The sequence below is a fragment of the Halomonas sp. NPDC076908 genome, assembly GCF_050269715.1.
Taxonomy (GTDB): domain Bacteria; phylum Pseudomonadota; class Gammaproteobacteria; order Pseudomonadales; family Halomonadaceae; genus Vreelandella.
The window spans coordinates 1-4400 of sequence record NZ_JBNNIW010000079.1 but is presented as its reverse complement, the minus strand read 5'-3'; the positions used below and the strand labels follow the sequence as shown (position 1 = coordinate 4400).

General features: G+C 51.8%; 6 protein-coding genes and 1 pseudogene. 1 reads left to right on the top strand and 6 read right to left on the bottom strand.

All coding sequences use genetic code 11. The annotated features are described in order from the left end of the window. Window positions 1-108: 108 nt before the first annotated feature. Window positions 109-348 (top strand): annotated as a pseudogene (tnpA, locus tag ACQKE4_RS20170) (IS200/IS605 family transposase); the annotation flags it as partial. 100 nt (window positions 349-448) lie between these two features. On the opposite strand, the gene ACQKE4_RS20165 reads toward tnpA, so the two are convergent. From ACQKE4_RS20165 to ACQKE4_RS20140, 6 genes are all read right to left on the bottom strand, one after another. Further along, entirely contained in the window at window positions 449-766 is a 318-nt protein-coding gene (locus ACQKE4_RS20165) for a helix-turn-helix domain-containing protein (RefSeq protein ID WP_427390001.1), read from the bottom strand. Window positions 767-772: 6 nt separating this feature from the next. Next, window positions 773-1009, bottom strand: coding sequence for a type II toxin-antitoxin system RelE/ParE family toxin (locus tag ACQKE4_RS20160; RefSeq protein ID WP_427390000.1), 237 nt, complete (start codon window positions 1007-1009; stop codon window positions 773-775). 312 nt (window positions 1010-1321) lie between these two features. Then, on the bottom strand, window positions 1322-2245 hold the full coding sequence (locus tag ACQKE4_RS20155) for a nucleotidyl transferase AbiEii/AbiGii toxin family protein (RefSeq protein ID WP_427389999.1): 924 nt from the start codon (window positions 2243-2245) through the stop codon (window positions 1322-1324). Further along, on the bottom strand, window positions 2235-2771 hold the full coding sequence (gene abiEi, locus ACQKE4_RS20150) for a type IV toxin-antitoxin system AbiEi family antitoxin (RefSeq protein ID WP_427389998.1): 537 nt from the start codon (window positions 2769-2771) through the stop codon (window positions 2235-2237). Before abiEi ends, ACQKE4_RS20155 begins: the two co-directional genes overlap by 11 nt. A gap of 169 nt (window positions 2772-2940) precedes the next feature. Next, window positions 2941-3696 (bottom strand): amino acid ABC transporter ATP-binding protein, encoded by a 756-nt coding sequence (locus ACQKE4_RS20145; protein ID WP_427389997.1) that lies wholly within the window; start codon window positions 3694-3696, stop codon window positions 2941-2943. Further along, window positions 3693-4361 carry an amino acid ABC transporter permease gene (locus tag ACQKE4_RS20140; protein ID WP_427390002.1) on the bottom strand — a complete coding sequence of 223 codons (669 nt, stop codon included), beginning with the start codon at window positions 4359-4361 and terminating at the stop codon, window positions 3693-3695. The genes ACQKE4_RS20145 and ACQKE4_RS20140 overlap by 4 nt, the downstream gene beginning before the upstream one ends. Between the last annotated feature and the right edge of the window lie 39 nt (window positions 4362-4400).

Here is a 4400-nt window from a genome sequence, read left to right as displayed (position 1 = left end):
AACGACGGCACAGTGCTATAGGGATGATCAGCCCAGAGGCGTTTGAAGTCCGAATGATCGCTTAAACGAGTGTCCACTGTTGCTGGGTAAGATCACATAGCGTAGGCAGATCATGTCCATCTGCTGGTTAACTACCCGCCAAAAGTAGCGCTATCAAAACTGGTGAACAGCCTGAAAGGCGTATCAAGCAGGCGCATGAAGCTATTGCACCCTGAATTGGTGAAGCCTGCGTACCTGCAAAACGCGCTATGGAGTCCCAGCTACTTCGCGGGGAGTGTCGGCGGCGCGCCCATATCAGTAGTCCGCCAGTACATTGAGCAGCAGAATCGTCCAAACCAGTCGCCCTAGCGGGCGACGCGCTCTACATCCCCGCACTAGAAGTACGGGGTTTTCCGTGCATTCTGATAACGCTTTAACGCAGCCTCGGTATTCAGCAGGAACGTGCTACTTAATGAGCCACAGCCAGATCGTGCTTCTTATACTGTAGCGCACGAATAACGTGCTCAGGATCCTGACTGATGGCATGAATCAACGCTTTAGCAGGCCCCGTAGGCTCTCGACGCCCTTGTTCCCAGTTCCGCAGGGTACCGATCTGCACATTGATCAGCTTGGCAAATCGCTGCTGAGACAGTCCAGACGCCTTTCTGACTTCCTTCACTCTGAGACCAGGAACGTACTGTTCCCGACTTGGCGTACGCTCACCACGCTGAATTTCATCCATTTGTTGAACGCTTTCCAGTAACTCATCAAAGAGCAAGTTATCCATAGCTAATTACCTCCAGTTCTCAATGATGGCGTTGAGCATTCGACGCTGCTCATCGGTCAGATCCTCTCGCTCGTTTTTCGAGTAGATCATCAACATGGCGATCTGTGAGGCGGACACGAAGTGGTAGTAGATGATTCGTGCGCCGCCACGCTTGCCATGACCTTTCGCAGCAACCCTGATCTTGCGCAGCCCACCAGTGCCGACCATCACATCGCCGGCATCAGGGGTTTCGATGAAGATCATGACTCTAACCATACGCCACTGGCGCACCTTTCGCCAACATGACGGGCGCTTCACTACGCCATAGGCGGTTCTATGATGTATGAATTTTGTAGCGCGCGGTAAGCGCAGCGCACCCGCGAAGAAGCTTCCCTAACTCGCCATCGTGACTTATAACGGTTTGACGCAGCAGAGTATCTTACCTGCTGCTGCGTCACCGATTACCCAGACGGTCAATCTGGCAGAATGCCTATATAGAACGCTACAATCGAACGGTGCGCGATGAGAGGCATTGGATGTGACGACTCCGATGCATCCAGCATTTTGCACACGTAGTCACATCCGAAAAGATGGTTCTGCTGATTGCTTGAGGCCTAAAGCTGTCTGAACGGTTGTCAGTTGATCCGTCAAGGTAGCAGCCAGGTAAGACTGAAATTTGTCTTGTCCGAGCGTACGCTCATAGACGTCCGCCGGAAGAAATCGCCCCATTTCATCATGGAAGTTTTTCCCGGCAATGATGCCCGGTATCCTTGCAAGCATCTTATCCAATCTGACCGGGTAATCGTCCAGCCGGTAATCCACCATTTTTTGTTTTACCAGTTCACTGTTTACCTGGGCTCCTCGCTGTGCCAGCCAGGCTAGATCCCAGATATCACGGTTGCGAACGTACCTTTCGGTTGCTGGCAGTGAAAATAGCTTGTCCGCCATTATCTCATCACGTGTTTCCACCATGATTAGAAGGTCTTCATAGCCATCAGGCAGGAATTCATAGTTTCGGATCAGTGGCCGCGCTGTTTTGGTGTGTGCAGGAATGTTAGCTACTTCCAGCTTGACTCTCTGTTTGGGTAGGTCTCGACGATCGGGAGAGGTAGTAATTCCAATTTGCCATTTGTCGATATTCAACTCAGCGTACTTTGGATCTTGTTTTAGGGAAGCCGGTTCCTTAACAGTCACTTCCAGTCTATACCTCTTGGAAAGGTAGTCCTCGAGGCAGGTTTTCATATCCACCAGCTTTCGGGAAGTGAAATCTACACCGCCAGCAAAATCCAAGTCTTCGCTGAAGCGACTGCCTCCATAGCACAACCTCAGCGATGTGCCGCCCTGAAAAACCAAATCGTCAAGCATGCTTTCTTTATCCAGCACATACAACAGGTCGTAATGCAGCAACTCCTTTTCGATAACCGGCCGCATGTGCCCTAACGCTGCATCTTTCATTACTTGATCTATCAGGGATTTGAAATCAACAGACTCAATCATCATGTATATCCCCCTCATCAATCAGGTGGGTGTTACGACCAACGCGCTTAAGATCCCGGAGTGCCGCCAGCTTGGTTGCAACCTTCAAAGGGCGCCCGCGATCCTTGATAACAGATAAAATATCCGATATCGGACGCTTTGTATGAGTGAACTCAATGACCCCATAAGGTGTTTTATATTCGCCTTTACGGCCAGTGGTCATCACCGTTAGTCGGCCGACCGGGATTTGGGAAATCACACCATACTCTGATAGAGCAGACTCAAGGCTGATGTAACTATATTCCCCCCTGCGTAGTGTCTTGGCAATCAGCTCCAAAGTATCCGGGCCTTTGTTCTTCGACAACGCATACAAATACACCCCCTTCGATGGGCGCTCCAGAATGCCTGCGTTAACCAGGCGTTTCAGTGTGGCCTCTCGGCTACGGGGCGTATCATCATGAAACACTTTCGACATGTCTCGTGCAGCAAAAACATAGCGCTCGCGCTGGTCGAACTCGGCAAGACGTTTGATCGCTTCGCTTTGTTTCACCTCACCCCCTTGGGCTACAGAAACCACGTTAAAAAGCGCTATTCATGTCCACCAAGAATATCATGAGCACGAGAACCACACATTAATATGCGGTTAATGTCGACATAAAGCACAAGCGATGCTTCAACGTCGTAAGCTGCCGACTGCAGTTGCCAATAACCACATGCTGTTAAGGCAGCGGCTGGCCTGTTGGGGCAAGGATTTTGCGCAGGAAATGCTGCGTGCGCGGGTCCTTGGGGGCGGTGAACAACTCCTCGGGCGGTGCTTGTTCAATAATTTGCCCTTCATCCATAAATATCACGCGATCCGCTACGTCACGCGCAAACTGCATCTCGTGGGTAACGATGATCATGGTTTGCTGCTCGGCGGCAAGTTGCTTCATCAAGCTCAGCACTTCCTCCACCCATTGCGGGTCCAGCGATGACGTGGGCTCATCAAACAGAATGACATCGGCGTTCGCGGCCATGGCGCGGCCAATACCGATACGCTGCTGCTGCCCGCCAGAAAGCGCCGCCGGGTAAGCATCGGCTTTATCTGAAAGCCCGATCCGCTCAAGAATTTCTCGGGCGCGGGCATGGGCCTTTTCCCTGGGAATTTTATCAACGACGATCATGCCCTCGCTGATGTTCTCAAGCGCCGTTTTGTTGGCAAACAAGCCATAGTTTTGGAATACAAACGCGGTACGCCGACGCAGCTTTAAAATATCGGCACGGCTCGCCTGCTGCGCATCCACGCGCACATCGCCGACGGTAATACGCCCAGACTCAGGCCGCTCTAAAAAGTTAATGCAGCGTAATAGCGTTGACTTACCCGTGCCTGAAGGGCCAATGATGACAATGATCTCGCCCCGCTCAAGCGACAAATCAATGTCGGTGAATACATCTTGTTTACCAAAGCGCTTGGTAACGGCCTCAAGCGAGATCATCGTTGGTATGCCTTATTCAGGTAAATTTCCAGGCGACGCTGCCCCCAGGAGAGAATTTCCACTATGACCCAGTAAATCATCGCCGCGAGTAAAAAAGCCTCCAGATAGAGAAAGCTACTGGCGGCCTCTTTTTGTGTGGCCCCCATCAATTCTGTGACGCCCAGCGTAAAGGCCAGCGACGTCGCCTTGATGATATCAATGAAGTAATTCATCAACGTGGGCGTCGCCACGCGGGTCGCCTGGGGGAGAATAATACGCCGCATTAGCTGCGACTGCGTCATGCCAATGGAGAGCGCCGCTTCGGTCTGGCTGCGGTCAATCCCCACAATCGCCGCACGAATCGACTCCGCCATATAGGCAGAAAAATGCAACGTTAGACCCAATACCGCAGCGGTAACGCCAGACATCGAGATCAGCGCGCTGATCAGCTGCGGCAAGCCGTAATAAAACAGAAACAGCTGAACCAATAGCGGTGTGCCGCGAAAAAACGAGATAAACAGCATCACTAAGCCATTTAATAACGGCACCTTCGACACGCGGATGACGGCCATTAAGCAAGCCAGGATCAGCGCAAAAAACATGGCGATGGTCGCCATTTGTAGCGTGAGGGGCAAATAGCGCAGTAAAACCGGCAGTAGCCCCCACATATACTCAAGGTTCAGCATCGCAATATCGCTTATAAGCAAACGGCCGTGGCAATGCCA

Excerpts from the sequence above, each read along its gene's own strand:
- ACQKE4_RS20140 (WP_427390002.1), bottom strand. The coding sequence starts at position 4,361 with ATGCTGAACCTTGAGTATATGTGGGGGCTACTGCCGGTTTTACTGCGC.
- ACQKE4_RS20155 (WP_427389999.1), bottom strand. The coding sequence starts at position 2,245 with ATGATGATTGAGTCTGTTGATTTCAAATCCCTGATAGATCAAGTAATG.
- ACQKE4_RS20145 (WP_427389997.1), bottom strand. The coding sequence starts at position 3,696 with ATGATCTCGCTTGAGGCCGTTACCAAGCGCTTTGGTAAACAAGATGTA.
- ACQKE4_RS20160 (WP_427390000.1), bottom strand. The coding sequence starts at position 1,009 with ATGATCTTCATCGAAACCCCTGATGCCGGCGATGTGATGGTCGGCACT.
- ACQKE4_RS20165 (WP_427390001.1), bottom strand. The coding sequence starts at position 766 with ATGGATAACTTGCTCTTTGATGAGTTACTGGAAAGCGTTCAACAAATG.